Below are 26,051 nucleotides of genomic sequence, written 5' to 3' on the forward strand. Positions count from 1 at the left end.
GCGTTCTGCGAAACTGCGCTTCCGGGGAGCGGGCACACGGGGGGTGCGGTGGACGTCGGGGCGCTGGTCGGCTGGTCCGTGGCGGCGGTGGCGGGGCTGGTGCTGCTGTGGGTCGCCATCCGCACGGTGCAGGTCATCCCGCAGGCGAGCGCGGCCGTCGTCGAGCGGTACGGGCGGTTCACGCGCGTGCTGGGCGCCGGCTTCCACCTGGTCGTCCCGTTCGCCGACACGATCCGCAACCGCATCGACCTGCGCGAGCAGGTGGTCCCGTTCCCGCCGCAGCCGGTCATCACCCGGGACAACCTGGTCGTCAACATCGACACCGTCGTCTACTACCGGGTGACCGACCCCCGTGCCGCGACCTACGAAGTCGCCAGCTACATCCAGGCCATCGAGCAGTTCACCGTCACCACCCTCCGCAGCATCATCGGCGGCATGGACCTGGAACGGGCCCTCGCCTCCCGCCCGCAGATCGACCGCGCCCTGTTCCAGGCCCTCGACGAGGCCACCGGCAGGTGGGGCATCCTCGTCACCCGCGTCGAACTGAAGGCCATCGAACCGCCCACCTCGATCCAGGACTCGATGGAGAAGCAGCTGCGCGCCGACCGCGACAAGCGCGCCGCCATCCTCCAGGCCGAAGGCGTCCGCCAGTCCGAGATCCTGCGCGCCGACGGCGAGAAGCAGGCCGCGCTGCTGCGCGCCCAGGGCGAGATCGAGATCGCCCGGCTGCGCAGGGCCGCCGAGGCCGACGACGCGGCGGCGGCCGCCGCACGCCACCCCGCCCCGCCGGTCCCCGAGCCCGTCCGGCACCCGCCCCTGCGCCGGGACGACCCGGACCACGTGGGCCGGTACCGGCTCACCGCCCGGCTCGGCGAGGGCGGCATGGGCACCGTCTACCTCGGGGTGTCGCCCGGTGCCCGCCGGGTCGCCGTCAAGGTGGTGCGGGAGGAACTGGCCCAGGACCCCTCCTTCCGCCGGCGTTTCGCCCGCGAGGTGGACGCCGTACGGCGGGTCGGCGGCTTCCACACGGCGCCCGTGGTCGACGCCGGCACCGACGACGCCCGGCCCTGGCTGGTGACCGAGTACATCCCGGGGCCGTCCCTGCAGGAGGTGCTGCGCACCCACGGCGCCCTGCCCCCCGCGACCGTACGGGTGCTGGCGCTCGGTCTGGCGGAGGCGCTGGAGGGCATCCACGCCTGCGGGATCATCCACCGGGACCTGAAGCCGGGCAACGTCGTGGTCTCCGACGCGGGCCCCCGCGTGATCGACTTCGGGATCGCGCGGGCCGCCGACGGCACGGCCCTCACGCGGACGGACTTCGTGGTCGGCACCCGCGGATTCCTCGCCCCCGAGCAGCTGACCGGCGGGCCGCTCACCCCGGCCGTGGACGCGTACGCCTTCGGCATGGTGCTGTGCCACGCCTCCGGCGCCGCGCCCTTCCCGGAGGGCACCGTCCTCGACCGGGCGCTGCGGACCCTGCCCGCCGACCTGTCCGCCGTGGTCGGCGACTGCCTGCGGCAGGATCCGGCCGGCCGGCCGAGGCCGGCCGAGATCCTGCACCGGCTCTCCCGTTCCGGCCGGGAGCCCGCCGGGGACTGGCTGCCCGGGGACGTCCGCACGCTGGTGGCCCGGCACCAGGCCGCCACCGTCCCCGCGCCGGGGGTCTGATGCCCGGTACGGACATCCGCCTGCGGGCCGCCCGCCCCGAGGAGGCGGCGGCCCTGACCGGGCTGATGCTGCGGTCCAAGGCGCACTGGGGGTACGACGACGCGTTCCTCAAGTCGTGTGTCCCCGAACTCACCCTCCTGGCCGGCGAGGTGGCCGGGCGGCGGATCGTCGTCGCCGAGCGGCGCGGCGAGGTGCTGGGGCTGGCCTCGCTGGAGGGCGAGGCGCCGGTGGTGCGGCTGGGGCTGCTGTTCGTGGAGCCCCGGGCCGTGCGGCAGGGCGTGGGCGGGACCCTGTACCGCGACGCGCTGGCCCGGGCGCGGCGGCTGGGGGCGGACCGGCTGCTGGTGGAGGCCGATCCGCACGCGGTGCCGTTCTACACGGCGGTGGGCGCGCGGCCGGTCGCCGGGGCCCCGCGCGGGCTTCCCCGCTTCGAGGTACGGCTGGCCGGCACGCCGGCCTGGGTGCGGGCCTGGACCGGGGGGCGGCGCGCCGTGCACCTCGGCAACGTGGCGGAGTACAACCGGCAGTTCGCGGATCCGACCCTGGACGACGTGCAGGAGCCCGCGCACCACTACTCCTGCCTGGCCGCCTTCTACAGCCCCCACCCGGCGGCCCTGGTGCTGCCGCTGAGCGTGCCGCAGGGCTGGCTGGCCACGGTGTCGCGGCAGCTGGGATGGGGGGAGGTGGAGCTGTACGACGGGCTGGCGGAGGGAACGTCCGGGCGCGGCGGCGTACGGTCCGGGCTCGCGGCGCGGCCCGCGCTGGCCGCGCGGCTGCGGGAGACGGGGCTGCCGATGGTGTCCTGGGGGCAGACCGGGGCGGCCGCGCTGCGGTACGAGTCCAAGTCGGCCGCCAACGCCCTGTTCCGGCGGCTGGCGGGGACCGGGCGGCATCCGGGGATCCGGGTGCCGGAACAGGCGTACGCCGCCACCCGGTGGCGGGCCGCGCGGCTGCTGCGGGCCCGCGCGCGGGCGGGTGAGACCGCGGTGCTGAAGACCGAGCACGGCGTCGGCGGCTCCGGCACCGCCGTGGTGGCGCCGGGCGGGGCGCGTGCGGTGCTGCGGCGGCTGCCGCGCGGTCCGCTGCTGGTGGAGGAGTACGTCGAGGGCGTGCCGGAGGGCGGCGACCTGACGTACGACGGGCTGGTGGACGCGACCGGGCGGGTGCACGACGTGGGCGCGGCGGTCATGGAGGTGGCGGGCACCGCCTACCGGGGAGCGACGGTGGGCCCCGGCGTGGTCCCGGCCCCGCTGGAGGCGGCGGCGCTGGCGTTCGGGCACGCGGTGGGCAGGGAGCTGGCGGCGGACGGCTACCGGGGCTGGTTCGACGTGGACTTCGTCGCCGACCGGGGTGGCCGCCTGGCGCCGACGGAGACCAACCTGCGGCTGACCGGGCCGTCCGTCGCGTTCATGGTGGGGGCCCGGCTGGACGAACTGCGCGGAGCCGGGCACCTGGTGCGGATCGTGGACCGGGTGCCGCTCGGGGCCCGGCTGCCGGACGCCGGGCTGGCCGAGCACGTCGAGGCGCTCACCGCCGGCTGCGCGGAGCTGGGCGTGCTCCTGCTGCCGGCCGTCCCCACGGCGGCCTTCGCCCCCTCGCCGTACCTGGGCGTACTCCTCGCCTCGCACAGCCGCCCGGCCCTGGACGCGGCCGACGCCCTGGTCCGCCGCGCCTCCTCGGCCCTCTCGATGATGTTCACCGGCTGACCGGTCTCCGGGGGACAGGGGCCGGCGGTCCTGGGACCGGGGCGCGGCGCGCGCCCCGGATCCGGGTCAGTCGGCGTCGTACGTGTCCTTCGGGCGGCGGGTGACGTAGACGGCGACGATCGCGGCGGCCACCATCAGCGGGATGTTGAACGTGTAGACCAGGAGGGCCTGTTGGGGCCAGTCGGTCTTGGCCGCCAGCCGGTACGCGTTGTCCTGCGGCCACCACGAGGCCAGCAGGTACACCACCGCGAGGTGGGCGGCCCTGGTGAGGCCCGGGGAGCGCCCCGCGCGCAGCATCCGCGGCAGGCCGGTGAAGAGGAACGCCATGCCGGCGCCGAAGGCCAGGCACTCCGCGGCGTACAGGCCGAAGAAGAAGCCCGCCCAGGGGCCGGGAACGCCCGACAGGTCGGTGGAGCCGGTCCAGAGGAAGTCCGTCAGGACCATGGCGAAGAGGGCCACCACGAGCGTGGCGCAGCCGGCGCCGCAGCCCGAGGGTTCGGCCGAACCGGGTTGCGCCGCGCCGTACTTGGTGCCCGTGGCGTGGCCGGACGGCGGGCGCGGCAGGGCGGCGCGGTCCTCCTGGCCGGCCCGGTTGCGCGGCAGGGCGCGCAGCCGGACGACCACCTTGGGCATGTCCTCCTTGGGGACCCGGCCCTCCAGGTGGCGCCGCAGCTCGACCGAGCCCGGGGCGGGGCGGTCCGGCCCCCGGTCGCCGTCGTCGGGGCTCGGTTCGACGTACACCGCCAGGGTGCGCAGCAGTACGCCCTCGTTCATCCGGGCGACGATGGCGCCGCCGACGCCCTCGTGGGAGCGGAGTTCGGACTCCACGCGGTACGCGTCCACGGTGTGGCCGTCGGACACGACGAGGTCCCGGGTCCGCCCGCCGAACTCCAGCAGGCCGTCCTCGCGGAGCCGGCCGCGGTCGCCGGTGGGCACGGCGTCGCCGCCCTCGGGCGGTCCGAGGCGGATCTCGCCGTCCTGGACCTCGACCCGGCAGCCGGGGAAGGGCTCGCCGAGGAGCGACAGGGACGCGGACCGGGCCACCGGGCGGGACAGGCGGGCCAGTTCGAACCAGGTGCCGACGCCCGCGGTCTCCGTGACGCCGTACACGTTGAGCAGCCGCACGCCGGGGCTGAGCCGCCGCTGGAGGGTGGCCTGCTGGTCGACGTAGAGGCGGTCGCCGGTGACCGTGACCAGCCGCAGGGAGTCGGGGGCGGGGGTGCGCCGGCGGAAGAGGTGGACGGCCCAGCCGGGGTCGGTGTGCAGGACGGTGACGCGCTCCTCGGCGAGGACGCGCCGCAGCTCGTCGGCGCGCTCGCGGGCCGGTCCGGGCAGCACCAGGGCCCCGCCGCCGCACAGGGCCCGGGTCCAGCCGGCGGCGAAGGCGGTGACGTCGAGCCGGGCGGTGATCAGGTGCCGGTCGGCGGGGGTCGTGCCGGCCACCTCGGACCAGGCCTGGTGGGCCGCGAGCAGGCGTTCGTGGCCGACCGGGACGGCGCGGGTGCCGTCGGCGCCGGTGAAGAGGACCGCGGCGGTCCCGCCCGGCTCGGCCCCCGGCTCGTCGGCCGGCTGCGCCGCGACGGCCTCCTCGTCGTCGTCCAGGAGGATCACGCGGTGGTCGCCCTGTGCCGCGCCCAGCCGGTAACGCGTGCGCGAGTCGGTGAGCAGGGCGTCCGGGGCGGTGGCCGCGAGCTGCTTCTCGGCGGTGCCCGGCGCGTCGGGGGCGAGGAGCGCGTACGCGCCGCCGGCCTTGAGCACGGCCAGCAGCGCCACGACCGTGTCCGCCTCCCCGGCCAGGGCGACGGCGACGGTGGCGCCCTGGGGGAGCCCGGAGGCGAGGAGCCGGCGGGCGAGCCGGTTGGCGCGGCCGTCCAGCTCGGCGTACGAGAGGGTGCCCGAGACGGCGATCAGGGCGGGGGCGTCGGGGGTCTCCCGGACCCTGGCGGCGAAGAGGCGGGTGACGGTGCCCGCGGTACGGGGACCGGTGGCTGCGGACTCTGATGCCTGCGTCATTCCCGCATGATGACACCGGGCGCCGACAACCGGTCCGGTCTGTGACAGAACATCAACCTGACTCGCGGGCCGCCGAGTTCGGCCCGCCCGCGGCCGGCGCCGTCAGCGGCCGCCGGAGACGCGCAGCACGGTGCCGGTGGTGTACGAGGCGTCCGGGGAGAGCAGCCAGGCGACCGCGCCCGCGACCTCGTCGGGGTGTCCGGGCCGGCGCAGCGGGATGCCGGCGGCGGCCTTGGCGGGGCGGTCGGGGTCGCCCATCGTCGCGTGCATGTCGGTGGTGATGATGCCGGGGGCCACCGCGTTGACACGGATGCCCGCGGGGCCGAGTTCCTTGGCCAGGCCGAGGGTGAGGGTGTCGATGGCGGCCTTGGTGGCCGCGTAGTGCACGTAGTCGCCGGGGCTGCCGAGGGTCGCGGCGGCGGAGGAGATGTTGACGACCGCGCCGCCGTCGGGCAGGTCGCGGGCGGCGCGCCGGCAGCACAGCAGGCTGCCGAGGAGGTTGACCTCCACCACGCGGCGGAGGTCCTCGGTGCGGGCGTCGGCGAGCCGGCCGAGGGGTCCGGTGACGCCGGCGTTGTTGACCAGTCCCGTGACCGGCCCCAGGGCGTCGCGGGCCGTGTCGAAGAGGCGGTCGACGTCGTCCTCCACCGAGGTGTCGGCGCGTACGGTGACGCAGCGCGCGCCGGCCGCGCGGACGTCGGCGGCCACCCGCTCGGCCGCCTCGGCGTCGCTCACGTATGCCAGGGCGAGGTCGTGGCCCTCGGCCGCCAGCCTCCGGCAGACCGCGGCACCGATGCCCCGGCTGCCGCCGGTCACCACCGTGACGCGGCGCTCCCCCGCGCCGCTCGCCGCGGCGCTGCCGGTCCCCGTGTCCCGCTCCGTGTCCCGGCCCGTGTGCCGGCCCGTGTCCTCCGTCATGGCACCGCCCTCCCGCAGCTCGCGATCAAGGTACCCGGCCGCCGGGACGGCACGGGGGCCGGGGCGCACCGGCGGTACGGGCGGCACGGGGGCCGGGCGCCCGCGGGGTGAAGGGGAACGTCCTCATTCCCTTGTGAAGCGTCCCGGCAGACCGTCGCCGTCACGGGAGTGGTGTGCTGAGGTGGATGGGTCGCACGCCCTCGCCCCACCGTCGATTCGGAAGGACCGGACAGTGGCAGGCTCTCCCTCACGACGCGGTTTCCTCGGTGCCGCCGCGGCCCTCGCCGGCTCCGCCCTGGCGGGCCCGCTCGCCCCGGCCGCTTCGGCCGCCGGTGCCGGGACCACCGCGGACCGGCCCACCACCCTCGCCACCCCGCCGGGCTTCCAGCCCGAGGGGATCACGGTCTCCCGCGGGGGCGTGGCCTACACCGGGTCCCTGATCGACGGCTCCCTCTACCGGGTCGACCTCGTGACCGGCACGGGCCGGATCGTCACGCGGGGCACGGGGCCCATGTCGGTGGGGCTCAAGCTGGACCCGTACGGGCGCCTGCTCGTCGCGGGCGGCGCCAGCGGCCGGATCAGCGTGGTGCACGCCGGCAGCGGGCGGGTGCTGGCCACCCACCAGGCCGTGACGGGGACGGCGTTCGTCAACGACGTGGTGGTCGCCTGCGGCGGTGCCTGGTTCACCGACTCGTTCAACGACGCCCTGTACCACCTGCCGCTGGGCACGGCGGGGGTGCCCGGGGCGGCGGTCCGCGTCCTGCCGCTCGGCGGCGCGTGGACGCCGACGCCGCCGGGCGGCGCGTACTGGGGCTCGAACGGCATCGAGCGGACCCCGGACGGGCGGGCCCTGCTCGTCGTGAACGACAACGTCTCCGCCCTGTTCCGGGTCGACCCGCGCACGGGCGCGGCGACGCGCACCGTGCTGGAGGGCGAGGGTTCGGTGGGGTTCGGGGACGGTCTCGCACTCCGCGGCCGGACGCTGTACGTCGTGCGCAACTGGGCGTACGCCGTCGACGTGTTCACGCTCAGCGACGACGGTACGCGCGGCCGCTTCGTGCGGCGGATCACCGACGCCCGCTTCGACGAGCCGACCACGGCGGCGGTGTGGGGCGGGCGGCTCTACGTGGTGAACGCGGCGTTCGACGCGGACTGGAGCGACCCCGCGACGGCGTCCTCCATCGTCTCCGTACCGCTCGGCTGACCCGCACCCCGACGGCGCACCGACGCGTCCGTACCGCCGCCGGCCGGTGCCGGCGGCGGTACGGCCCGGGTCACTTGCCCTCGGTGATGGCGGGCGCCGGCTCGCTGCGGTACTCGTCGCCGAAGTTGGCCTTCACGAAGCGGGACCAGGAGCCGTCCTTGACCATCTTGCGCAGGGCGGCGTTGATCTGGGTCTGGAGCTCCGTCTCGCCCTTGCGGACGCCGATGCCGTAGTACTCGTCGCTCAAGTTCAGGCCGGCGAGCTTGAACTTGCCCTGGTTGGACTTCTGGGCGGCGTACCCGGCCAGGATGGCGTTGTCCGTGGTCATGGCGTCGAGGACGTCGTCCTGGAGGGCGACGACGCACTCGGAGTAGCCGCCGAGCTCCAGCAGGTCGGCCTTCTTCGCCAGCTTGTCCTTGACGTTCTGGGCGGAGGTGGAGCCGGTCACCGAGCAGAGCCGCTTGCTGTTGAGGTCCTGGGCCTTCTTGATCTCGGTCTCGTCGGAGCGGATCATCAGGTCCTGGTGGGCCAGGAAGTACGGGCCCGCGAAGTCGACCTTCGCCTTGCGCTTCTCGCTGATCGAGTAGCTGGCGACGACGAACTTGACCTCCTTGTACTGGAGCAGCAGCTCGCGGTCGGAGCTGTAGACCTGCTTGAACTCGATCTGGTCCTCGTCGTAGCCCAGCTCCTTGGCGACGTACTTCGCGACGTCCACGTCGAAGCCGGAGAACGCGCCGTCCTCACGAAGGCCCAGGCCGGGCTGGTCGAACTTGATGCCGATCGAGATCGTGGACTCCTCCTCGGAGCCGCCGCACGAGGTGGCGGTCAGGGAGAGTGCGAGGACCGCGACGACGGCACCGGCCTTGGAAACCTTCATGCTCTGAACATCCTTCGAATCAATGATCTTGACGCAGGCGTCGGTGGTGCGGGAGCTTCGACAGGAGGTCCTCGGCACGGCCGCTGCTGGGGGCCGGCACACGGGCTGCCCGGTCAGGAAGCTAGAGACGCCATGAGCGGGGAGTCACTAGATCTGAGGAAGATTTGAGGATAACGATCCGGCTCTGCCGGAGATCCTCCGCAAGGGGCCCGTGACGGCCGAAGATCGTCGATCACGGCCTCCTGACCTCAGTCTTCACATCCGCAAGCCTGCGGCGGCGGCGGGCGGCCGGGCGGGGCCCGGAGTGCCACGACTAACCGGAATGCGAGATTCCCGATCGCGCACGCACCGGAATCCGGACACGCCGCGGAGGTGGCCGCACCCTTATGTCGCACTCCGGGCGGTTGACCCGGTTCGTCCCCCACGGCCGCCCGGCGCGGGCCACCTCAAGACCCTCGGATCCACAGCACCTCGATCCGCGGAACCCCAGGTCCGCAGCACCTCAGGAAGCGGCCGCCGGCGTGACCAGGAGCAGCGGGATGCCCTCGCAGGGCGTCAGCGTCAGCCCCGCGTGGGCCACGGGGTGCGGGGAAGCGAGGACGCCGGCGAAGTCCGGTCCCTTCAGCAGGGAGCCCGCGAGGTGGCGCGGGTCGGTCGAGGCAGCCACCCGGCCGCGCGCGTTCACCAGGCTCGCCCGGTACGGCAGCCCCTGGAGCAGCGGCATCACCTCCGCCTCGAAGTGCCGCAGGTACACGTCGGCCGCGGCGACCCCGGCGAAGCGCCCGGCCACCCGCACCGGGGCCGCCAGCGTCAGGCTGTACTCCTCCGAGCAGAGGTAGTCGACGTACGGGCCGGCGACCGTGCGCGCCCCGGTGTCGCGGGGCAGCGCGTACCAGTCCCAGTGCGTGTAGTCGGAGTAGGCGGAGGTACCGGGGTCGAGGTCGAGCAGGAGCGGGCGGACGGCTCCCTCGGGGGCGGACTGCCACCACTCCAGCCATGCCGGCACGTCGGCCAGCAGGCCGGGAGCGGCGACGAAGCCGATGCCCGACACCAGCCGCTCCTCCCCCAGCCGGCGGTGCAGTGCGGGCCGCAGGGCCGCCAGGTCGGCGGTGACCGGACCGCGGCCTCCCGGGCCGCTGCTTCCCGGACCGCGGCTTCCCGGGGCGGGCGCGGAGGCGGCGGCCAGCAGATGCGCCGCCTCGTCGGCGGTGCGCGCGACGGCCTCGAAGACGCCCTCCAGGGTGGCTCTGACGCGGGCGGTCACAGCGGCCGTGCCGGCCGTGGCCTCCAGGGTGCGGGGCATCGTGTCTACCTCCGGGCGGCCACCGCCTGGGGGCGGAGGCGGAGTTCGATGAGGGGGTCCATCGAGTCCTGTACGCAGTGCTCGGCCAGGGCTCTGGCGGCCTCGGCGTCCCCTTCCGCCAGGGCGGCGAGGAGCGCGCGGAGCCGTCCGAGGACGCGCTGGCAGTGTGCTTCCTCGGCGAGCGCGAGACACAGTAGCGCTCCGACCTGCGTCTGGAAACCGACCATTTCCCTGGTGAGACGGGCCGATTGGGCGGCGGCCGCGAGTTCCACGTGGAACCTGCCGTGGAGGCGGCTGCGGGCCGCGGGGTCCGCGGTGCCGGCGAGCTCCTCGGCGGAGCGGCGCAGCGGTGCGAGATCGTCCGGTTCCGTTCGGACGGCGGCCAGCCGGGCGGCCGCTCCGGCGATGGCGGCCCAGTGGTCGGCGAGGTCGCGCAGCTCCTCGGGGCTCCAGGCGGTGAGGCGGGCGGTGAGGCGGGCGGCCGGCGGGCCCTCGGGGACGGTGACGAAGCTGCCGCCGCCGCGGCCGCGCCGCGTGGTCACCAGGCCCTGCTGGCGCAGGGCCACCAGGGCTTCCCGCAGGGTCACGGTGGACACGCCGAGCTGGTTGGCGAGGTCGGTCTCGCCGGGCAGCTGCTCGCCGTCGGCCAGCAGGCCGAGCTCGATGGCGTCGCCCAGCCGCCGGATGACGGCGTCGACCCGGGCCAGGGTGTCCACGGGAGTGAAGACGGCCGTGCGGGCCACGTCCCCCGCGCGGCGCACGCCGGTTCGGCTCATGATCACCACCTTGTGCATGACGGAAGCTTTACCTTATCGGGCTCTTGAAGTTTGACCTATGGGTTCATAGGTTTACGCCCCAGCAGGGGCCCGGCGCGCCGGAACCGCCCCTGCCCGCACCCCCGTCGGCCCCCCGAAAGGTCCCCTCCATGGCGGCGAACGCCACCGGGGCTCCCCGCCCCCACGCCATCCGGCTGCGCGGCCTGCGCAAGTCCTTCGGCCGGACGGACGCCGTCACCGGCATCGACCTCGACGTCGCGGACGGCGAGTTCTTCTCCGTCCTCGGGCCCTCCGGCTCGGGCAAGACCACCGTGCTCCGCATGGTCGCGGGCTTCGAGGCCCCCACCGCCGGCACCATCGAGCTGGCCGGCCGGGACGTGACCCGTGCCGCGCCGTACGAGCGCGACGTGCACACCGTGTTCCAGGACTACGCCCTCTTCCCGCACATGACGCTGGAGCAGAACGTCGCGTACGGGCTGAAGGTGCGCGGTGTGCCCCGGGCCGAGCGGCTCGACCGTGCCCGCACCGCCCTCGCCCGGGTCCGCCTGGACGGGTACGGGGCGCGCCGCCCCGCCCAGCTCTCCGGCGGGCAGCGCCAGCGCGTGGCCCTGGCCCGCGCCCTGGTGAACCGGCCGGCCGTCCTGCTGCTCGACGAACCCCTCGGCGCCCTCGACCTCAAGCTCCGCGAGGAGATGCAGGTCGAGCTGAAGGCACTCCAGCGCGAGGTGGGCGTCACCTTCGTCCTGGTCACCCACGACCAGGAGGAAGCCCTGACCCTGAGCGACCGGATCGCCGTGATGAACGGCGGCCGGATCGAGCAGACCGGGACCCCGGCCGAGATCTACGAGCGCCCCGCCACCGCCTTCGTCGCGGGCTTCGTCGGCACCTCGAACCTGCTCACCGGACCGGCCGCCGAACGGCTCACCGGCGCCGCGGGCACGTACAGCATCCGGCCCGAGAAGATCCGCGTCCTGCACGGCGACGCGGCCCCCGCGCCCGGCCCGGACGGCCCGCACGCCCCGGACGGAGCGGATGCCGGGAGCGGGCACTGCACCGCCGCCGGCACCGTCGCCGAGGTGGTCTACCTCGGCGGAGCCACCCGCTTCCTGGTGGACCTCGACGCGGGCGGCCGGCTCACCGCCGTCCAGCAGAACCTCGACACCTCCTCCGCCGACGTCGCCGCCTACCGCGGCGCCCGCGTCCGCCTCCGGTGGGACCGGCGCCACAACTTCGCCGTCGGCGCCCCCGCCTGACCCGGGCCCCGCCCCGTCCCCCTCCCGCCATCCCGGCCCCTTCCCTGGAGACACCGTGCGCCTCACCCGTACCCTCGCGGCCGCGGCCGCCCTCGGCACCCTCACCCTCACCACCGCCTGCGGCGGCTCCGCCGACGGCGGCGGCGGGGCCGGGGCGCCCGGCGGCAGCGGGTTCACCCCGCCCAAGCTCTCCGCACTCGCATCCCTCGGCACCGGCGAGGGCCAGGTCAACCTGATCGCCTGGGCCGGCTACACCGAGGACGGCTCGAACGACCCGAAGACCGACTGGGTCACGCCCTTCGAGAAGAAGACCGGCTGCCAGGTCAACACCAAGACCGCCGGGACCTCCGACGAGATGGTCAGCCTGATGAAGACCGGCCAGTACGACGCCGTGTCCGCCTCCGGCGACGCCTCGCTCCGCCTCATCGCCTCCGGCGACGCGGCCCCCGTCAACACCGCGCTGATCCCCAGCTACGCCGACGTGTTCCCGAGCCTGAAGAACCAGCCCTGGAACTCGGTCAAGGGCGTCGCGTACGGCGTCCCCCACGGGCGCGGCGCCAACCTGCTGATGTACCGCACCGACAAGGTCACCCCCGCCCCCGACTCCTGGTCGGCCGTCTTCGACCGGGGCGCCGCGCACCAGGGCAAGGTCACCGCGTACGACTCCCCGATCTACCTCGCCGACGCCGCGCTCTACCTCTCGGCCACCCAGCCGGACCTGGGCATCAAGAACCCGTACGCGCTGGACCGCAAGCAGTTCGACGCGGCTGTGGCCCTGCTCGAGGAACAGAACCGGAACATCGGCGAGTACTGGAGCGACTACCTCAAGGAGATCTCCGCCTTCAAGAGCGGCGACTCGGTGGTCGGCACCACCTGGCAGGTCATCGTGAACGCCGCCAAGGCCGAGAAGGCCCCCGTGGAGGCCGTCCTGCCGAAGGAGGGCGCGACCGGCTGGTCCGACACCTGGATGGTCTCCGCGAAGGCCAAGAACCCCAACTGCGCGTACCAGTGGCTCGACTGGATCATCTCCCCCGAGGTCAACGCCCAGGTCGCCGAGTACTTCGGCGAGGCCCCGTCCAACGCCAAGTCCTGCGACAAGACCGCCGACAAGGGCCACTGCGCCACCTACCACGCTGCCGACGAGGCGTACTGGAAGCGCGTGCACTTCTGGACCACGCCCATCCCGCAGTGCGTGGACGGCCGCACGGACACCACCTGCGTGCCGTACTCGGAGTGGGTGCAGGCCTGGACCGAGATCAAGGGCTGACCTGCCGATGACCTCCGCCCCGCCCGCGCCCGCCGCCGCACCGGCGGCGCGGGCCACCGCACCGGCCGCCGGACCCGTCCGGCGGCTGGCCGGGAGCCTGCACCGGCGCCCCCGGCTCCGCCTCGCCCTGCTGCTCTCCGCCCCGCTCACCTGGCTGGTGCTGGCCTACCTCGGCTCGCTGGCGGCGCTGTTCCTGTCCGCCTTCTGGTCCACGGACCCCTTCACCTCCGACGTGGTCCGCACCTGGACCGGCCGCAACTTCCAGGCGCTCGTCACCTCCGGGGTGTACGGGCAGGTCGCGCTGCGCAGCGTCGGGGTGGCCCTCGCGGTGACCGTGCTCTGCGCGGTGATCGCCTTCCCGGTCGCCTTCTACACCGCCCGCGTGGCGCGGCCCCGGTGGCGGCCGCTGCTGGTGGTCGGGCTGCTGATGCCGCTGTGGGCCAGTTACCTGGTCAAGGCATACGCCTGGCGCATCATCCTGGCCGAGGGCGGACTGCTGGACTCGGTGCTGGCACCGCTGGGCCTGGACGGCCCCGGGTACGGGCTGCCGGCCGTGGTGATCGTGCTGACGTACCTGTGGCTGCCGTACATGGTGCTGCCGCTGCACGCGGCGCTGGAGCAACTGCCGGACAACCTGCTCGACGCCTCCGCGGACCTGGGGGCGCGGACCTGGCGCACCTTCCGGTCCGTGGTGCTGCCGATGGTGCTGCCGGCCGTGGCGGCCGGGTCGGTGTTCACCTTCTCCCTGAGCCTGGGCGACTACATCGCCGTACAGATCGTGGGCGGCAAGACGCAGCTGATCGGCAACCTGATCGCCGCGAACATCACCCTGGACCCGCCGCTCGCCGCCGCGCTGGGCACCCTGCCCGTGGCCGCCATCGTGCTGTACCTGCTGGCCGTGCGCCGGACCGGCGCGCTCGGCAGCCTCTAGAGCCATCGACCGGGCGGCCCCCGGGGCCGCCCCAGGAGACACGCCATGAACCTCTCACGTCCGGCGCGGATCGCGCTGCGGCTGGCCGCGGTGCTCGGTTTCGCGGTGATCTACGTGCCGCTGCTGCTGGTGCTGGTCAACTCGGTGAACCCGGACCGCAGTGCGGGCTGGCCGCCCAGCGGCTTCACGCTGCGCTGGTGGGCCGACGCCTGGGGCAGTGAGGGGGCCCGCGCCGCGCTGTGGACCTCCGTGAAGGCGGGTCTCGGCGCCACGGCCGTCGCGCTCGTCCTGGGCACGCTCACCGCCTTCGCCGTGCACCGGCACCGGTTCTTCGGCCGGGAGACGGTGTCCTTCGTGGTGGTGCTGCCGATCGCGCTGCCGGGGATCGTGACGGGCGTGGCGCTCAACTCCGCGTTCCGTACGGTGCTGGAGCCGCTGGGCGTGGGGCTGGGGCTGTTCACGGTGGTGGTCGGCCACGCCACGTTCTGCGTGGTGGTGGTGTTCAACAACGTGCTCGCCCGGCTGCGGCGGCTGCCGGGTTCGTACGAGGAGGCGGCGATGGACCTGGGCGCGGACGGCTTCCGGGCCTTCCGCGACGTCTCCTTCCCGCTGGTGCGGTCGGCCCTGGCGGCGGGCGGGCTGCTGGCCTTCGCGCTGTCCTTCGACGAGATCGTGGTGACCACCTTCACCGCGGGCCCCGGCGTGCAGACGCTGCCGGTGTGGATCTTCTCGAACATGGCGCGGCCGCAGCAGGCGCCGGTGGTCAGCGTGGTCGCCGCCGTGCTGGTGCTGCTCTCCGTGGTCCCGGTGTTCCTCGCCCAGCGGCTGTCGTCCGGCACCGTTTCGGTCAATCGGGGTGTGGCCGAAAGGAAATGACCCTATTGTGCGCCCGTAGCGCGCCGGGTCCTCCGGTGCGGAGCCGGGTTCTCTGGGGGGTTCATGGACAGGTCGACACGGAGGAGATACCGGGCGCTGGCCGGTGCGCTGGTGCTGGGACTGGCCGGGGCCGGGCTGGCCGGGGCGCTCGTACCGCAGGCTTCGGCGATCACCCCGCCGGTCGCGTTCACCGCCGACGACCTGCCGACCTGGCAGACCAACGGCGTGGTGTGGTCCCTGGCGGCGGCCGGGAGCACGGTGTTCGCCGGCGGTACGTTCTCGGCCGTGCGGCCGCCGGCCGGCGGCGCGGGCACCGAGCAGCAGGCGGTGAACTTCGTCGCCCTCGACGCCGCGACCGGCGCCCCCACCTCGTGCAGGCTCTCCTTCACGGTGGGCTCCGGCACCGCGACCGTGCGGGCGCTGGCGCTGTCCGCGGACAAGTCCACGCTGTACGCGGGCGGGTACTTCGGGGCGGTCAACGGGCTCGCGGTGAGCAGCCTGGCCGCGATCGACGTGGCGACCTGCACGCCGAAGAACACCTTCCGGCCGAGCTTCCCCGCGACGGTCCGCGCGCTCGCCGTCACCGGCGACACCGTCTACGTCGGCGGCGACTTCGGCACCGTGTCCGGCCAGACCCGGCAGCGGTTCGCCGCGGTGGACGCCGGCACCGGCGCGCTGAAGCCGTTCACCGCCAACGCCGACGAGCCCGGCCGGGCCCTGGAGGTCACGCCGGACGGCAGGAACGTGATCCTGGGCGGTGACTTCTTCACCGTCAACGGCACCGCCACGCACGCCCTCGCGGTGGTCGACGCGACGACCGGCGCGCTCACCAAGGCGTATCCCGCCGGGTTCATCCAGAACCAGTCGGTGGTCAAGGACCTCACCTCCGACGCCACCGGCTTCTACACGGCCAACGAGGGCACCGGCGGGTTCGACGGCCGGATCGCGCTGAACCTCTCCGACTTCAACCAGAAGTGGCGGGACAGCTGCCTCGGTGCCACCCAGGCCGTCCTGCACCACCAGGGCGTGCTGTACAGCGCCTCGCACGCCCACGACTGCTCCAGCGTGGGCGAGTTCCCCGACGGCCAGCGCCACCACCTGCTGGCGCAGCCGGTCACCGGCACCGGGAAGCTGGGCTGGGCGCCCGACACGAACGACGGCATCGGCGAGGGCATCGGCCCGCGCGTGCTGGCCGTGGGTGCCAAGAACGGCGTCGACTACCTGTGGGTCGGCGGCGAGCAGACCACCGTCAACGGACACGCCCAGCAGGGCCTGACCCGCTTCGCGTCCACCGGCGACACCGGCGCGCCCACGACCCCGGTGGCCAGCGCGGGCTCCGTCAGGCCGGGCGAGGTGCAGGTGCGCTGGCGCACCAGCCTGGACCTGGACGACAGCCGGCTGACCTACCGGATCTACCGCAACGGCGGGGCCTCCCCCGTCCACACGACCACCGCGGACTCGCTGTTCTTCCTCCGCCCGCAGGCCTCCTGGACCGACACCGCGGTGACGGCCGGCCAGACGTACACCTACCGGGTGACGGCCACGGACGCGGCCGGCAACACCAGCGCCCTGTCGGCGACGGCGAGCGTGACCGTGCCGACCGCGGTGCAGTCGTACCCGGACCGGGTCCGCTCGGACGGCGCGACGCTGTACTGGCGGTACGACGACCCGGTCACCCCGTTCGTGGCGGACTCCTCGGTCTCCGGCAACACCGGCGGCCTGCACGTCAACGGCCCCGCGCTGCGCCAGGGTCCGGGCGCGATCACCGGCCCGGGCACGGCGATCGGCTTCGACGGCGCGGTGCAGAAGGTGCACAGCGACCGGCGCCAGACGGTGACCCCCGGCTACAGCCTGGAGACCTGGTTCCGGACCTCCACCACCCGCGGCGGCAAACTGCTGGGCTTCGGCAACAACACCACCCGGAACAGCTCCGCGTTCGACAAGCACCTCTACATGACGAACGACGGCCGGATCGTCTTCGGCATCTACAACGGCGCCACCCGCACCATCACCACGGCGGCCTCGTTCAACGACAACCAGTGGCACCACGTGGTCGCGACGCAGGGCCCGGGCGGCATGGTGCTCTGGGTGGACGGCCAGAACCGCGGCACGCTGCCGCACACCACGAACCAGGCCTACGGCGGCTACTGGCACGTGGGCGGCGACAACCTCAACAACTGGCCCAACCGCCCCACCAGCAACTACTTCGCCGGGCAGCTCGACGAGACGGCCGTCTACCCGTCGGTGCTGACGGCGGCCCAGGTGCAGAACCACTTCGCCCTGGCCAAGGCGCCCTCGGACTCGGTCGTGCTGGTCACCGCGAGCGAGGACACGTACGTCAACCAGGGCGCACCGGACACCAACTACGGCGCGTCCGGCTCCCTGGCCGTGCGCGGCAGCAGCCTCTACCAGAGCTACCTGCGCTTCAGCCTGCCGGCCGCCCCCGCGGGCACGGTGCTGAAGTCCGCGACGCTCAGCGTCAAGACCAGCACGATGAGCGGGGCGGGCACGGCCGACACCGTCTCGGTGGTGCCGGTCACCGGGGCGTGGACCGAGGCGGGCACGACGTACACCACCCGTCCGGCGCTGGGCGGGACGGTCCTGGGCACGCTGCCGGGCGTCGCGGACGGCTCGGCGGTGGCCTCGGTGCAGCTCGACCGGGCCGCGGTGGCGGCGGCGCTGGGCGGCGGCTACAGCCTGGCGCTGACCGGGCCCGGCACGGACGCCCTGTGGCTCTGGTCCTCCGAGGCCGCGGCCAACGAGGGGACGCCGCAGCTGTCGCTGACCTTCGGCCCGGCCTGAGGCACGACCCGAGGAACGGCCCGGGGCACGGCCCCACGGCCGGCCCGGAGAGGGCCCGGAGCGATGTGAGGAAGGGGGCGCGGACCGGTCCGCGCCCCCTTCCCCGTACCCCGGGGCCGAGCCGCCTCCGCCCCGACGGGGTCAGCGCGGTGCCGCCGCGCCGGCCTCGGCCAGCACCCCGGCGTCCGGGATCCAGTCCGCCGTGGCCGCGTTGGCCCGCACCTGCTCGGGGCTGGTCGCCCCGGCGATGACCGAGGCGCAGCCCGGCTGGGCGGCGAGCCAGCCCATGGCCAGCTCCAGCAGGCTCCGGCCGTGCTTCTCGGCCACGGCGGCCAGGGCCTCCACCCGGTCGAGCCGCTCCGCGACGTACGCGTCCCGGCCCGCCAGCCGCGACCCGGCCGGCACCTCCGCCCCGCGCCGCACCTTGCCCGTCAGCAGCCCGTTGGCCAGCGGGAAGTACGGCAGCACGCCGACGCCGTAGTGCACGGCGGCCGGCACCAGCTCGTACTCGGCCTGGCGGGCCAGCAGCGACCAGTGGTTCTGGGCGGAGACGAAGTGGGCTGTGCCCAGTTCGCGGGCCGTGTGCTCGGCCTCGGCGAGCTGCCAGCCGCTGAGGTTGGAGTGCCCGATGTAGCGGACCTTGCCCTCGGCGACCAGTTCGGTCAGGGCCGCGAGCGTCTCGGCCACCGGGGTGGTGGGGTCGGGGCTGTGCAGCTGGTACAGGTCGATGTGGTCGGTGTCCAGCCGCCGCAGCGAGGCCTCGACGGCGCGCCGGACGTAGCCGCGCCCGCCACGGCCGCCGGCGGCGGGCCCGTAGCCCATGTCGACCCCGTCGAAGCCGAACTTGGTGGCGAGGACCACCTGGTCGCGGCGGCCCTTGAGCGCCTTGCCCAGGAACTCCTCGGAACCGCCGCGGTTGCCGTAGATGTCGGCCGTGTCGAACAGGGTGATGCCGGCGTCGAGGGCCGCGTCGACGACCTCCCGGGTCCGCCCGGCGTCGAGCCGGCCCCCGAAGTTGTTGCAGCCGAGACCGACGGCGGAGACCCGCAGACCGCTGCTGCCGAGGGGGACGTAGCGCATGGACGGGACTCCGTTCGCTCGGGGTACGGGCCGGAGGGGCCGCGACCGGTCGATCCTACGCGGCCCCTCCGGCGCCCTCCGGGCCCGCCCGGGTCAACCGCGGTGGACGCGCAGGTGCGCCACCTCGTACGACATCTCGTCGACGCCCGCCGCCGGCGCCGGGTGGTAACGGCCCGCGCAGACCGACAGGTTGACGATCAGGTACGCGTGCCAGCGGCGGCCCACCCCGGCCCGGTCGGCGAACACCCGGCGGCCGTTGACCCACCAGACCACCGACCGGGAGCCGAACTCCACCGCCAGGTCCACCCACGCGCCCGGGGCGACGGCCGGGTCCCGGTGGTAGGACTGGGCGCCCCTCACGTGGTTGGTCAGCTCCAGCAGGTCGGGGTTGTCGGGGTGGTACTCGAAGACGTCGATCTCCTGCCCGCCGTCGCGCCAGGTCCAGATCGCGGGCCACGCGCCGAGTTCGCGCGGCAGCCGGACCCGGGTCTCCAGCACGTCCCCGGTGCGCAGCATGAACCCCTCGTCGCTGCCCTCCGTGGTGAGCAGGCCGGCGTCCCAGTCGCCGTCCGGGCGGCGCGTCGCGCGGAACAGCCCGGTGCGGCTGTAGGCGGGGTCGGCGGTGAGGTGGTCGAGCTTGTTGTCGCGGTGGTTGGTGGGCCCGCCGTCCGGATACGCCCACGAGCGGCCGGCGACCCACTGGGAGGTGGAGCTGAAGTCGGCGGTGAAGGCGGGGGCGGTGGAGGGCACGGGGCCGGGCGGCGGGGCGGGCGTCGGGCCGGGGACCTGCGGCCCGGGACCGGGCGCCGGGGGTTCGGGGCGGGGGCTCCTGCGGCGGCGCAGCAGGCGGTCCAGCCAGTCGGGGAGGTCTGCGGGGAGTCCGGCGGTGGGGGGCATGGGTGACCACTCCTCGGGTGCGGTCGGGCAGGGGTCGCCCTGACCGTGCCCCACCTGCACGCGGCATATGCCGATTCATCGCGGAGAGTGATCAGTTCGTTACCCATGGCGATGCCCACTGGCCCCACGGCTCAACGGTCACCACTCTGGAGGCATGGCAGACGGCGAACGGCACGCGGGCCCCGGCGACACCCGCGGCGGCACCCCCGGCGCCGGCCCGGCGGACGGTTCCGGCGGGGGCCTGGGCCCCGGCCGCGGCGCCCCGGGCGACGGCGACGGGGGCGTACGGCTCGACAGCCCCCGGGGCCGCCGCGTCCTGCTCGTCACCATCCTGGGCTCGACCATGGCGCTGCTCGACTCGACCGTGGTCAACGTGGCGCTGCCGCGCATCGGCGCCGACCTGGGCACCGACATGGCCGCGCTCCAGTGGACGGTCAACGCCTACCTGCTCACGCTCGCCGGGCTGATCCTGGTCGGCGGGGCGCTCGGCGACCGGTTCGGCCGCCGCCGGGTGTTCGTCCTGGGGGTGGCCTGGTTCGCCGCGGGCTCGCTGCTGTGCGGACTGGCGCCCAACGCCCCGGTGCTGGTCGCGGCCCGGGCCCTCCAGGGGATCGGCGGCGCCCTCCTCACCCCCGGCTCGCTGGCCCTGATCCAGGCCTCCCTGCACCCGGACGACCGGGCGCGGGCGGTGGGCCTGTGGTCGGGCTTCGGCGGCATCGGTGCGGCCGTCGGCCCGTTCCTCGGCGGCTGGCTGGTGGACGGGCCCGGCTGGCGCTGGGTGTTCCTGCTGAACGTGCCGCTGGCCGCGCTCTGCGTGCCGGTCGCGCTGCGCCACGTACCGGAGTCGCGCGACCCGGCGGCGCACGGCAGGTTCGACGTGCTGGGCGCGGTGCTCGGGGCGCTGGCGCTGGCCCTGGTGACCTACGCGCTGATCGAGGCCGGGACGGCGGGCCCGGTGGTGGTGGCGGCCGGGGTCGCGGGCGTGCTGGCGGGGGTGGCGTTCGTGGTGGTGGAGCGGCGGCGCGCGGACCCGATGGTGCCGCCCGCGGTGTTCGCCTCGCGGCAGTTCACCGCGCTGAACGTGGTGACGCTGTTCGTGTACGCCGCCTTCGGCGGGTTCTTCTTCCTGGCCGTGCTCCAGCTCCAGGTCGTCTCCGGCTACTCGGCACTGGGCGCGGGCGCGGCGATGCTGCCGACCACGCTGGTGATGCTGCTGCTGTCGGCACGCTCCGGCGAGCTGGGCGAACGGATCGGCCCCCGGATCCCGCTCACCGTCGGGCCCCTGCTGTGCGCGGCGGGCATGCTGCTCATGCTGCGGGTGGGCCCCGACGCCTCGTACTGGGGTGACGTGCTGCCCGCGATGCTGGTGCTCGGGCTCGGCATGGCCGCCCTGGTCGCGCCGCTGACCTCGGCGGTGCTGGCGTCGGTGGATCCCGGCCGCGCGGGACTGGCCAGCGGGATCAACAACGCCGCGGCGCGGGTGGCGGGGCTGCTGGCGGTCGCGGCGCTGCCGCTGCTCGCCGGAATGGGCCCGGAGGCGTACCGGTCCCCGGCCGAGTTCGACGCGGCGTTCGGCCCGGCGATGGCCTGGTGTGCCGGGCTGCTGGTGGCGGGGGCGGTGCTGGCCTGGACGACGGTGCGGTCGCAGGCGCCGGCCGGCTGCCATCCGCAGTGCCGCACCCACTGCGCGGTGTCGGCGCCGCCCCTGGAGCCGCCCGCGCAGGGCCGGTAGGCTGCGCCGCCTCCGGGCTCGGCGGCGCCGCGGGCGCGTGGGCCGGTGGGTCAGCGGGTCCGTAAGCCGGCGCGTCCGCTCAGGTCAGCGGTCCGCGCAGGTCAGCGGTCCGCGCAGGTCAGCGGGTCCGCGTGGGTCAGCGGGTCAGTGGTTCACCGGCTGGCGGCCCAGCAGGGCGGTCACCTCGCGGTCGGTGGTCTGCTCGAAGTCCTCATACCAGAGGCCGACGGCGTGGAACGGCTGCGGCCGGCTCAGGCAGATCACCTCGTCCGTCTCCGCGGAGAGGGTCACCAGGGCCTCGGGCGCGGCGACCGGCACGGCGAGCACGAGCCGCGCGGGGTCGCGGCCCCGCAGGTGGCGCAGGGCGGCCCGGGCGGTGACCCCGGTGGCCAGCCCGTCGTCGACCAGGACGACCGTACGGCCGCGCACCTCGGGCGGGACCCGGATGCCGCGGTACAGGGCCTCCCGGCGGCGCAGTTCGATGCGCTCGCGGGCGACGTCGAAGGCCAGCTCGTCCTCGGTGAGCCCGAGGTACTCCAGGGCGCGGGGGTCGAACAGGGGCGGGTCGTCGTCGACGACCGCCCCGATGCCGAGTTCGGTGTGGCCGGGGGCGCCGATCTTGCGGGCCACCAGGACGTCGAGGGGCGCGTGCAGGGCCTCCGCCACCTCGGCTCCCACGGGCACCCCGCCGCGCGGCAGGGCGAGGACCAGGGGCCGCTTCCACCGCTGCTCCGCCGCGACGGCCGCGATCCTCTCGGCCAGCTGCCGGCCGGCCTGCTGTCGGTTGGTGAAGCGCGTGGCCATCGTGGTTCCTCCTCACGGCGGGCCGTCCACCGCGCGCAGGAACCACGCGCGGGCGGCCTCGGCGACCTGTTCCAGTGCCCCCGGTTCCGGGAAGAGGTGGGTGGCGCCGGGTACGACGGTCAGCTCGCAGGGGGCGGTGAGCCGCTCGGCGGCCTCCCGGTTGAGCCGCAGCACCTCGGTGTCCCGCCCGCCGACGACCAGCAGGACGGGCGCCCGTACCCGGCCCAGGGCGTCCCCGGCGAGGTCCGGGCGCCCGCCCCTCGACACCACGCGGCGCACCCGGTCCGGCCGCTCCGCCGCGGCGAGCAGGGCCGCCGCGGCGCCCGTGCTGGCGCCGAACAGGCCGACCGGCAGCCCGGCGGTGTCCGCGCGGGCGGCCAGCCAGTCCACGGCCGCGACCAGCCGGGAGCCGAGCAGCGGGATGTCGAAACGGTGCTCGGCGGTCAGCGTGTCCGCGGCCTCCTCACGCGGGGTGAGCAGGTCCAGCAGCAGCGTGCCCAGCGGGCCCTGGCGCAGGGCGCTCGCGACGGACCGGTTGCGGGTGCTGTGGCGGGAGCTGCCGCTGCCGTGCGCGAAGACGACCACCTGCCGGGCCCCGGACGGCAGGGCGAGGTCGCCGTCGACGGCGGAACCGTCCACGGGGACCTCGACCCGTTCGATGTGATGCGCGGCCACCACGCTCTCCTCGGAACACCGCGCGCCTACCCGGCCGCGGGCGCCCCAAACGGACGGGTTCGGTGCGGCGACGCGGTCACGGGGCGTCACCGCCGTCCGGCCCGGCGGCCGGCGCCCGGGCGGCTTCCGTGGTCGGTCCCGTGGCCGGTCCCGAGGCCGGTCCCGTGGCCGGCTCCGCCTCCGGCCCGGCGTCGTCGGCCCCCTGGTTGAAGTGGCGCAGCTTCACGGGGTTGGCCTGCAGGCGGACGTTCAGCATCACTCCGTCGAGCACGTCGAAGGTGAGCACCCCCAGGACCTGCTCGCCGATCGAGAAGACCAGGCCCTCCTCGCCGTTGACCACCTCGTGCCGGGCGACGACGCCCGCGCTCTCCGGCTTGGCCAGCACGCCGAGGATCCAGCGCGCCACCTTGTCCGGCCCGTGCAGGGGCCGCAGAGCGGCCCTGACGATGCCGCCGCCGTCGGACCAGGCGGTCACGTCGGGCGCCATCAGCTCCATCACGGCCTTCAGGTCGCCGCCCGCGCAGGCGGCCAGGAAGCGCTCCGTGATCTCGTGGCGGCGCCGGGTGTCCGTGTCGAAGCGGTGCCGGCGGGCCTGGACGTGGGAGCGGGCGCGGTGGGCGGTCTGGCGCACGGTGGCCTCGGTCCGGTCGAGCACCGTGGCGATCTCGGCGTACGCGTACCCGAAGACCTCCCTCAGGACGAACACGGCGCGCTCGAGCGGGCTCAGGCTCTCCAGCACCACGAGCATCGCGGTGGACACCGAGTCGGCCCGCTCCGCCTCCTCCGCCACGTCGGGCTGGGTGAGCATCGGCTCGGGGAGCCAGGGGCCGACGTAGGCCTCCCGCTTGGCACGGGCGGACGTGAGCCGGTTGAGGGAGAGGTTGGTGACCGTGCGGACCAGGTAGGCCTTCGGGTTCTCGACGGAACTCCGGTCGTCCTGCGCCCACTTCAGCCAGGCGTCCTGGAGGACGTCCTCGGCGTCGGCGACACTCCCGAGCATCCGGTAGGCGGTGGCGAAGAGCAGCCGCCGGTGCTCGGCGAACGGACCCAGGACATCGGCTTCGGCAGGAGAGTCGATCACCCCAGCACCCTCTCAGCCAGACCCCCGGCCCGCAAGGGCGGGGGGTGTGGCCGAGGTGTACGGGCGGGCCGCGGCGGGCGCAGCGGCGGGGTCAGCGGGTGCAGAACTCGGCGGCCAGCAGGCCGTTGAGGCTGTACAACTCCCACAGGGGCCAGTCGCCGTTGTAGTTCAGCGCGACGGCGTGCGAGCCGTCCTCCGTGGCGTACAGGTAGCTGAAGGAGCCGAAGGCCGCGCCGTTGTGCCCGTACAGCACCACCGTGCTGTCGTCGGCGCAGGTCAGGGTGCGGCGCGTCAGTCCGAGGCCCACGTCGGCCTGTCCGGACTTCCAGGGCCGGGCGGCGTACCAGTGTCCGGGCGTGGCGGCGTCGCCCGAACTCACCGTGCTGATGGCCGGGTTGACGATGCACTCCGGCCAGGTGAGCGCGGGGTCGCAGGGGACGCCCGGCAGGCCGGGGCCAGGGGTGCCGACGCGGTTCGGGTTGAGCTGGGTGCGCATGGCGGTGAGCTGCTCGGCGGGCAGCAGGCGGCCGCCGAGCAAGGCGCGGATGAAGGTGATCAGGTCCCCGGTGGTGGAGACGATGGCGCCGGCGGCCCCGCCGATCGAGGGGTTCCAGTCGGCGGCCGGCCGCGCGAGGTGCCCGAAGACGCCGCGGGGGCGGAGGTAGTTGGTGTAGAACGCGTCGTGCGGGCCGGGCAGCACCGGGTCGGAGCCGGGCAGCACGGTGTGGGCGAGGCCCAGGGGCCCGATGATGCGCCGGTCGACCTCCTCCGCCCAGGGCCGTCCGGTCACCTTCTCGATGATCATCCCGAGCAGGATGAAGTTGGTGTTGCCGTACGCCATGCTCGTGCCGGGCGCGAACTGCGGCCCGTGGTTGGCGCCTTCGTTGACCAGCTGCTGCGCCGTGTAGGTCGGCAGGTTGGGGAAGCTCGCTCCGGCCCCGGCGAGGAAGCTCAGGTCGCCGAGGTAGTTGAAGACCCCGCTGGAGTGGGAGAGCAGGTCCTTGACGGTGATGGGCGGCTTGCCGGGGCCGGGCGGGTCGAAGCAGGTCCAGGTGGCGGGGTTGCACCCCTGCGTGGCGTTGGTCTTCAGCACCGGTCCCAGCAGCCCGAACACGTCGTCGGTCAGCCGCAGCCGGCCCTCCCCGACCAGCTGGAGCGTGGTGGTGGCGACGAAGAGCTTGGTGATGGACCCGGCCCGGTAGGGCCGGTCCGGGTCGCGGTCGGGCGCCCCGGCGTCGCCGCGGGCCGTGCCGGTCCAGTCGGTGCCGTCGCGGTGCACGCGGGCGATGATCCCGGGGATGCCGTCCCCGCCGGCGGCCGTGCCGGCCTCCGCCCGCATGGCGGCGAGCAGCGCCTCGTGGGCGGCGGCGGTGCCGGTGCCCGTCCCGCTGCCGGTGCCCGCGCCCGTTCCGGCGTCCGACTGGGCCACCGCCGCCGTGCCGGGCAACCCCAGTGCCAGCACCAGCGCGGCCGTTCCGCCCGCCAGCAGCCGCCGCAGGCCGCTCCCCCGTACCGTCCCCGTGATCCTCACGTGTCCCCCTCTGGTCACCCCCGCACCCCGTGCGCGGCGGCGCGCGCACTGTACGGAGTGGACGGGCGGATGGGAAGGGGGCGTCCGGCGTGATCCGAAGGGCAGGGCCTAGGCGGCCGGTCGGGGGCGGTGACGGCCCTGGTGGGCGACCATGCGGCGGAGGACCCGGCGGTACGAACGCCGCAGCAGGCGCAGCGGGTGCGGGCGGCCCGTGGGCCTGGCGCCGCCCGGCGCGACGAGCGGTACGCGCGGCATCGGGTGGCGGTCGCCCTCGACGTCCAGCTCGCAGAGGAAGTCGCCGCCCAGGTTGCCGAGGGTGACGGCGACCGGACGGGGCGGCTGCCCGGGCAGTTCGGCCCGCAGCACGGTCACCCCCTGCTTGGGCGCCCGCCCCTGCCGTACGACCTTGCCGTCGACCAGCACCTCGACGTGCCCTCCCGCGCGCTCCAGCAGGACGCTGACCGAGTGGCCGTCCTGGTCCAGGTGGAAGCGGGTGCGCGGGGTCCTGCCCATGCCTCCAGCGTAAGCGGGGACGGGGGGGGGCGCCGGGGCCGGGGGCGCCCCGCGGCCCCCCGGGGGGGCATACCCCCCACCCCGGCGGGGGGGGGGTTTTTTTCAAGCACCGCCCCGCCGGGGGGGGGGGAGGAAGAGGGCGGC

The 26,051-nt window shown here is 74.9% G+C and carries 20 protein-coding genes and 2 pseudogenes; 10 read left to right on the forward strand and 12 right to left on the reverse strand.

Features of this window, described 5'->3' with window-relative positions:
• Positions 1-63: 63 nt before the first annotated feature.
• The 3 genes and pseudogenes from ACIQUR_RS26965 to ACIQUR_RS26975 all read left to right on the forward strand — a co-directional run.
• Positions 64-747: pseudogene (locus tag ACIQUR_RS26965) on the forward strand (SPFH domain-containing protein); the annotation flags it as partial.
• A gap of 114 nt (positions 748-861) precedes the next feature.
• Positions 862-1,668, forward strand: a pseudogene (locus ACIQUR_RS26970) (serine/threonine-protein kinase); the annotation flags it as partial.
• Positions 1,668-3,374 carry a GNAT family N-acetyltransferase gene (locus ACIQUR_RS26975; RefSeq protein ID WP_403669254.1) on the forward strand — a complete coding sequence of 569 codons (1,707 nt, stop codon included), beginning with the start codon at positions 1,668-1,670 and terminating at the stop codon, positions 3,372-3,374. The pseudogene ACIQUR_RS26970 and the gene ACIQUR_RS26975, both read left to right, overlap by 1 nt.
• A 66-nt stretch (positions 3,375-3,440) precedes the next feature.
• Here ACIQUR_RS26975 and ACIQUR_RS26980 read toward each other — a convergent pair whose 3' ends face one another.
• Entirely contained in the window at positions 3,441-5,387 is a 1,947-nt protein-coding gene (locus tag ACIQUR_RS26980; protein ID WP_403669257.1) for an AMP-binding protein, read from the reverse strand.
• Positions 5,388-5,489: 102 nt separating this feature from the next.
• Positions 5,490-6,305, reverse strand: coding sequence for an SDR family NAD(P)-dependent oxidoreductase (locus ACIQUR_RS26985; RefSeq protein WP_403669260.1), 816 nt, complete (start codon positions 6,303-6,305; stop codon positions 5,490-5,492).
• A gap of 232 nt (positions 6,306-6,537) precedes the next feature.
• Between ACIQUR_RS26985 and ACIQUR_RS26990 the strand changes: the two genes are divergently transcribed.
• Entirely contained in the window at positions 6,538-7,509 is a 972-nt protein-coding gene (locus tag ACIQUR_RS26990; protein WP_403669263.1) for an SMP-30/gluconolactonase/LRE family protein, read from the forward strand.
• A 70-nt stretch (positions 7,510-7,579) separates the two neighbouring features.
• Here the strand turns inward: ACIQUR_RS26990 and ACIQUR_RS26995 are convergent, their stop codons facing one another.
• The 3 genes from ACIQUR_RS26995 to ACIQUR_RS27005 form a co-directional block, all read right to left on the reverse strand.
• Positions 7,580-8,386, reverse strand: a complete 807-nt coding sequence (locus ACIQUR_RS26995; RefSeq protein WP_403669265.1) for a glutamate ABC transporter substrate-binding protein — start codon at positions 8,384-8,386, stop codon at positions 7,580-7,582.
• Between the two features lie 502 nt (positions 8,387-8,888).
• Complete coding sequence (locus ACIQUR_RS27000; RefSeq protein ID WP_403669268.1) at positions 8,889-9,689, reverse strand: cache domain-containing protein; 801 nt, start codon at positions 9,687-9,689, stop codon at positions 8,889-8,891.
• A 5-nt stretch (positions 9,690-9,694) separates the two neighbouring features.
• Positions 9,695-10,465, reverse strand: a complete 771-nt coding sequence (locus ACIQUR_RS27005; RefSeq protein WP_403669270.1) for a FadR/GntR family transcriptional regulator — start codon at positions 10,463-10,465, stop codon at positions 9,695-9,697.
• A gap of 149 nt (positions 10,466-10,614) precedes the next feature.
• On the opposite strand from ACIQUR_RS27005, the gene ACIQUR_RS27010 reads away from it, so the two are divergent.
• The 5 genes from ACIQUR_RS27010 to ACIQUR_RS27030 all read left to right on the forward strand — a co-directional run bounded on the left by ACIQUR_RS27010 (position 10,615) and on the right by ACIQUR_RS27030 (position 17,594).
• The gene (locus ACIQUR_RS27010) at positions 10,615-11,718 is read left to right on the forward strand and encodes an ABC transporter ATP-binding protein (RefSeq protein ID WP_403669273.1); all 1,104 of its coding nucleotides are present in this window, start codon (positions 10,615-10,617) and stop codon (positions 11,716-11,718) included.
• A gap of 55 nt (positions 11,719-11,773) precedes the next feature.
• On the forward strand, positions 11,774-12,985 hold the full coding sequence (locus tag ACIQUR_RS27015) for an ABC transporter substrate-binding protein (RefSeq protein WP_403669276.1): 1,212 nt from the start codon (positions 11,774-11,776) through the stop codon (positions 12,983-12,985).
• Between the two features lie 7 nt (positions 12,986-12,992).
• Entirely contained in the window at positions 12,993-13,916 is a 924-nt protein-coding gene (locus ACIQUR_RS27020) for an ABC transporter permease (protein WP_403669279.1), read from the forward strand.
• Between the two features lie 45 nt (positions 13,917-13,961).
• Positions 13,962-14,792, forward strand: a complete 831-nt coding sequence (locus ACIQUR_RS27025; RefSeq protein WP_403669281.1) for an ABC transporter permease — start codon at positions 13,962-13,964, stop codon at positions 14,790-14,792.
• Positions 14,793-14,855: 63 nt separating this feature from the next.
• Positions 14,856-17,594, forward strand: a complete 2,739-nt coding sequence (locus ACIQUR_RS27030) for a DNRLRE domain-containing protein (RefSeq protein WP_403669284.1) — start codon at positions 14,856-14,858, stop codon at positions 17,592-17,594.
• Positions 17,595-17,735: 141 nt separating this feature from the next.
• Here ACIQUR_RS27030 and ACIQUR_RS27035 read toward each other — a convergent pair whose 3' ends face one another.
• Together ACIQUR_RS27035 and ACIQUR_RS27040 are read right to left on the reverse strand one after the other, a co-directional pair.
• Positions 17,736-18,674: an aldo/keto reductase gene (locus ACIQUR_RS27035; protein ID WP_403669287.1), complete on the reverse strand. Its 939-nt coding sequence runs from the start codon at positions 18,672-18,674 to the stop codon at positions 17,736-17,738.
• Between the two features lie 93 nt (positions 18,675-18,767).
• On the reverse strand, positions 18,768-19,571 hold the full coding sequence (locus ACIQUR_RS27040; RefSeq protein WP_403669289.1) for a beta-glucanase: 804 nt from the start codon (positions 19,569-19,571) through the stop codon (positions 18,768-18,770).
• A 154-nt stretch (positions 19,572-19,725) separates the two neighbouring features.
• Between ACIQUR_RS27040 and ACIQUR_RS27045 the strand changes: the two genes are divergently transcribed.
• Positions 19,726-21,303, forward strand: coding sequence for an MFS transporter (locus tag ACIQUR_RS27045; RefSeq protein ID WP_403669293.1), 1,578 nt, complete (start codon positions 19,726-19,728; stop codon positions 21,301-21,303).
• A gap of 144 nt (positions 21,304-21,447) precedes the next feature.
• Here ACIQUR_RS27045 and ACIQUR_RS27050 read toward each other — a convergent pair whose 3' ends face one another.
• The 5 genes from ACIQUR_RS27050 to ACIQUR_RS27070 form a co-directional block, all read right to left on the reverse strand.
• A complete protein-coding gene (locus ACIQUR_RS27050) occupies positions 21,448-22,107 on the reverse strand; it encodes a phosphoribosyltransferase (RefSeq protein WP_403669295.1) in 660 nt (219 codons plus the stop codon).
• Positions 22,108-22,119: 12 nt separating this feature from the next.
• Complete coding sequence (locus ACIQUR_RS27055; protein WP_403669298.1) at positions 22,120-22,782, reverse strand: dienelactone hydrolase family protein; 663 nt, start codon at positions 22,780-22,782, stop codon at positions 22,120-22,122.
• Positions 22,783-22,858: 76 nt separating this feature from the next.
• The gene (locus ACIQUR_RS27060) at positions 22,859-23,863 is read right to left on the reverse strand and encodes an RNA polymerase sigma-70 factor (protein ID WP_403669301.1); all 1,005 of its coding nucleotides are present in this window, start codon (positions 23,861-23,863) and stop codon (positions 22,859-22,861) included.
• A 91-nt stretch (positions 23,864-23,954) separates the two neighbouring features.
• Complete coding sequence (locus ACIQUR_RS27065) at positions 23,955-25,394, reverse strand: serine hydrolase domain-containing protein (protein WP_403669303.1); 1,440 nt, start codon at positions 25,392-25,394, stop codon at positions 23,955-23,957.
• A gap of 108 nt (positions 25,395-25,502) precedes the next feature.
• The gene (locus ACIQUR_RS27070; RefSeq protein ID WP_403669305.1) at positions 25,503-25,907 is read right to left on the reverse strand and encodes a hypothetical protein; all 405 of its coding nucleotides are present in this window, start codon (positions 25,905-25,907) and stop codon (positions 25,503-25,505) included.
• Positions 25,908-26,051: the final 144 nt, after the last annotated feature.

The organism is Streptomyces sp. NPDC101132 (genome assembly GCF_044759225.1).
GTDB lineage: Bacteria > Actinomycetota > Actinomycetes > Streptomycetales > Streptomycetaceae > Streptomyces.

Excerpts from the sequence above, each read along its gene's own strand:
- ACIQUR_RS26975 (WP_403669254.1), top strand. The coding sequence starts at position 1,668 with ATGCCCGGTACGGACATCCGCCTGCGGGCCGCCCGCCCCGAGGAGGCG.
- ACIQUR_RS27020 (WP_403669279.1), top strand. The coding sequence starts at position 12,993 with ATGACCTCCGCCCCGCCCGCGCCCGCCGCCGCACCGGCGGCGCGGGCC.
- ACIQUR_RS27045 (WP_403669293.1), top strand. The coding sequence starts at position 19,726 with ATGGCAGACGGCGAACGGCACGCGGGCCCCGGCGACACCCGCGGCGGC.
- ACIQUR_RS26980 (WP_403669257.1), bottom strand. The coding sequence starts at position 5,387 with ATGACGCAGGCATCAGAGTCCGCAGCCACCGGTCCCCGTACCGCGGGC.
- ACIQUR_RS26985 (WP_403669260.1), bottom strand. The coding sequence starts at position 6,305 with ATGACGGAGGACACGGGCCGGCACACGGGCCGGGACACGGAGCGGGAC.
- ACIQUR_RS27040 (WP_403669289.1), bottom strand. The coding sequence starts at position 19,571 with ATGCCCCCCACCGCCGGACTCCCCGCAGACCTCCCCGACTGGCTGGAC.
- ACIQUR_RS27035 (WP_403669287.1), bottom strand. The coding sequence starts at position 18,674 with ATGCGCTACGTCCCCCTCGGCAGCAGCGGTCTGCGGGTCTCCGCCGTC.
- ACIQUR_RS27010 (WP_403669273.1), top strand. The coding sequence starts at position 10,615 with ATGGCGGCGAACGCCACCGGGGCTCCCCGCCCCCACGCCATCCGGCTG.
- ACIQUR_RS27025 (WP_403669281.1), top strand. The coding sequence starts at position 13,962 with ATGAACCTCTCACGTCCGGCGCGGATCGCGCTGCGGCTGGCCGCGGTG.
- ACIQUR_RS27005 (WP_403669270.1), bottom strand. The coding sequence starts at position 10,465 with ATGAGCCGAACCGGCGTGCGCCGCGCGGGGGACGTGGCCCGCACGGCC.
- ACIQUR_RS27050 (WP_403669295.1), bottom strand. The coding sequence starts at position 22,107 with ATGGCCACGCGCTTCACCAACCGACAGCAGGCCGGCCGGCAGCTGGCC.
- ACIQUR_RS27030 (WP_403669284.1), top strand. The coding sequence starts at position 14,856 with ATGGACAGGTCGACACGGAGGAGATACCGGGCGCTGGCCGGTGCGCTG.
- ACIQUR_RS27000 (WP_403669268.1), bottom strand. The coding sequence starts at position 9,689 with ATGCCCCGCACCCTGGAGGCCACGGCCGGCACGGCCGCTGTGACCGCC.
- ACIQUR_RS27070 (WP_403669305.1), bottom strand. The coding sequence starts at position 25,907 with ATGGGCAGGACCCCGCGCACCCGCTTCCACCTGGACCAGGACGGCCAC.
- ACIQUR_RS26995 (WP_403669265.1), bottom strand. The coding sequence starts at position 8,386 with ATGAAGGTTTCCAAGGCCGGTGCCGTCGTCGCGGTCCTCGCACTCTCC.